Here is a 3,188-nt window from a genome sequence, read left to right on the forward strand (position 1 = left end):
GGTTTTTAGTGGTTACAATTTCTAAAATATGAAAATCATGAAGTGTTTAGTCGAAATAAAATCGATTATAAATCATTGTTGACAGATTAAAGCTGCGTTGATCTACTAAGAATAGAGATAAATAAAGATATTTCAATGTTTTTGACCCTCAATCTCCTTCATTTCGAGGTTTTTTGAAAACTATTGCTAAATCATCATAACATATTCGTAACTATTCAGCCGATTTGATGCAGTTATCAACGATTTTCGATTTTTTACGCTGTTGCTCTAAAAAAAACATGTGTTTTATGAACATCGGTTTATAACTCTCTGATATTGTAATAGTCTTTTATTTTGTTTGTTACGCTTGGTTTGAGACCTTAGGGAAAACAATAGTTTTGAACGACAAGCAACTTATAAAGCAACTGTTACAAGATTTTGAAATTCTTAAAAAAGAAAATGCAGAATTGCGCTCGAGGGTTGCCGAACTCGAATTAAGATTGGCAAAATATGAGAACCCTAAGAATAGCGGCAACAGCAGTGTCCCTCCCTCACAGGATCCATTTAGAAAGACCAAAAGCCTGCGGGATAAATCCAATAAGCCCCAAGGGGGCCAAAAGGGCCACGGGGGCAGTAAATTAAAAATGGTCGCCACAGCAGATACGGTAGTTGTCCATGATGTAGAAAACTGTAGCTGTTGCGGAAACAGCCTTGAGGAGGCTCCTGAACATTTCGATACACGTCAAGTTTTCGATATTCCAGAAATAAAGATATACGTAACAGAGCATAGAAGACTGCATAGGAGATGTGCCTCCTGCGGAAAATCAAACAAAGGACAATTCCCAAAACAACTTGTACAAGAAGCACAATATGGTACGCATTTAAAATCACTTTGTGTTTATCTCCAGAACTACCAGATGCTTCCCTTTGCGCGCTGCAGTGAATTGATCTCCGATTTAACAGGACACCGTATTTCTACGGGAAGCCTATCAAATTTCCAAAAGCAGTGTTTTGGTGATTTGCGCGATTATGAGCAACATATAAGACAACAGTTACTACAGAGCCCTATTTTACATGCCGATGAAACAGGTGTTCGCCTTAACGGAAAAAACAGTTGGATCCATGTAGTAAGCAATAAAACCATAAGTCTTTTTTCCCATCATTTGAACAGAGGCAAACAGGCCATGGATGCCATAGGGCTTTTAGAACTCTACAAGGGCACCCTGGTACATGACCGTTTTAGCAGTTATTTCTCCTATGAATGTGGCCATAGCCTATGCAACGCACATATACTAAGGGATCTTGTTTATGTTGAAGAGGCTTTTGACGCGCCTTGGGCAAAGCAGATCAGGAAATTGCTCTGCAAGGCCAAGCAGGACAAAGAGGAAAACCCCAATTTAAAAGCAGCTTATTATTCCAGGATATTCAAAAGGTACACGGGCCTGGTCAGGCCAATCATAAAAGAATATAACGGGGCATTAAAGAAAACAGATGAACAGAGGCTGGCTTTTGCGCTTGAAAAACACAAATACCTGTTCCTTAAATTCATAAAACAAATTGATGTCCCTTTTGATAATAACCAGGCGGAAAGAGACTTAAGGATGATCAAGGTAAAAGAAAAGGTGTCAGGCTGTTTTAGGTCGCAGAACCATGCGCAATACTTTGCTAGGATTAGGGGATACATATCTACACTCAAGAAAAATAATAAAAGTGTACTTGATAATATTCAAAACGTATTTCTTCAAAAACCCTTTTTGCCCATTATGGCTGAATAGTTACACCCATTCTAATTATGAATTTCACAGCCCTTATTTTCAGTTAAATACGTGTTAATCTTTGTTCTTGGTTCTATCAGCGAAGCGGTCTTAATTCTTTTCCAGACAATATTGAAATGAAGTATAAATGTCTGAGATATGACAGTTATAAAGATCAGAAAGAACAATCTACTTTATAAAGTAAGATATTCTTGATATTATTGTAGTATTGCAGACTTTTAAAACGCTTCTAACAGCGTTTTGTCTTTCAGTGTAAGAGATTGGTTTTCATCACGTTTATTTATTTAATGTGAGTGATGGTGGCGAAGCCGTTTCTAAAGGGCAGCTTCGATGATAGAATGCTGATACGAGATAGGAAATTGTGTCATTTATTTAAGAAACAAAAAACAGAACTATGTCAAGAAAAATTATAATTACGGGTGGTGCAGGTTTTATAGGGTCTCATGTGGTGAGACTTTTTGTTAATACCTATCCTGATTATAAAATTATAAACTTAGATAGTCTTACCTATGCTGGAAATCTCATGAATCTTAAAGATATTGAGGATAAGGAGAATTATAAGTTTGTAAAAGGAGATATTACCGATGAGGGTTTTATAGAACATTTATTTGCAACCGAAAAACCAGATAGTGTCATTCATTTGGCGGCAGAATCTCATGTGGATCGATCCATTACAGATCCCTTAGCGTTTGCAAAAACCAATATTATGGGTACCATGATTTTACTGAATGCGTTTAAAAATTTATGGTCAGATAATTGGGACAATAAGTTGTTTTATCACGTCAGTACTGATGAAGTTTATGGCACCTTGGGAAGTGAAGGTTTGTTTTTAGAAACGACACCATATAGTCCAAATTCCCAATATTCTGCTTCTAAGGCGAGCTCTGATCATTTTGTAAGAGCCTATGGTGAAACTTACAACTTGCCGTATGTGATTTCAAATTGCTCAAACAATTACGGAGCTTATCAGTTTCCGGAAAAATTGATCCCTTTATTTATCAATAATGTCATCCAAGAAAAGCCGCTACCTGTTTACGGTGATGGTAACTATACAAGAGATTGGTTATATGTTCTTGACCACGCCATTGCTATTGATTTGGTTTTTCATAAAGGTGAACTGAATGAGACTTATAATATTGGTGGCTTCAATGAATGGAAAAACATCGATTTAGTCAAGTTGTTGTGTCAGCAAATGGATCTTAAGCTAAACAAAGAACCAGGTACTAGTGAGAAGTTGATTACCTATGTAAAAGATCGACCAGGTCACGATTTAAGATATGCTATTGACGCCACTAAAATTAATAAAGAATTAGGTTGGTGTCCTTCGGTAACATTTGAAAAGGGCTTGTCTAAAACAATTGATTGGTATTTAGAAAACGAAGAATGGCTTAATTCGGTCACGAGCGGACAATACCAAGAGTACTATTCAAAACA

Annotated in this window: 2 protein-coding genes; both read left to right on the forward strand. The window is 36.7% G+C overall.

The window, feature by feature from the left end; translation table 11 throughout:
- Positions 1-377: 377 nt before the first annotated feature.
- Positions 378-1,754, forward strand: a complete 1,377-nt coding sequence (locus ABIQ28_RS07620) for an IS66 family transposase (RefSeq protein WP_348036291.1) — start codon at positions 378-380, stop codon at positions 1,752-1,754.
- A gap of 394 nt (positions 1,755-2,148) precedes the next feature.
- A partial coding sequence (gene rfbB, locus ABIQ28_RS07625; RefSeq protein ID WP_348036292.1) for a dTDP-glucose 4,6-dehydratase occupies positions 2,149-3,188 on the forward strand: 1,040 nt, incomplete at its 3' end.

This window comes from Gelidibacter sp. (assembly GCF_039916245.1).
In the GTDB taxonomy this organism is placed as follows: Bacteria; Bacteroidota; Bacteroidia; order Flavobacteriales; family Flavobacteriaceae; genus Gelidibacter.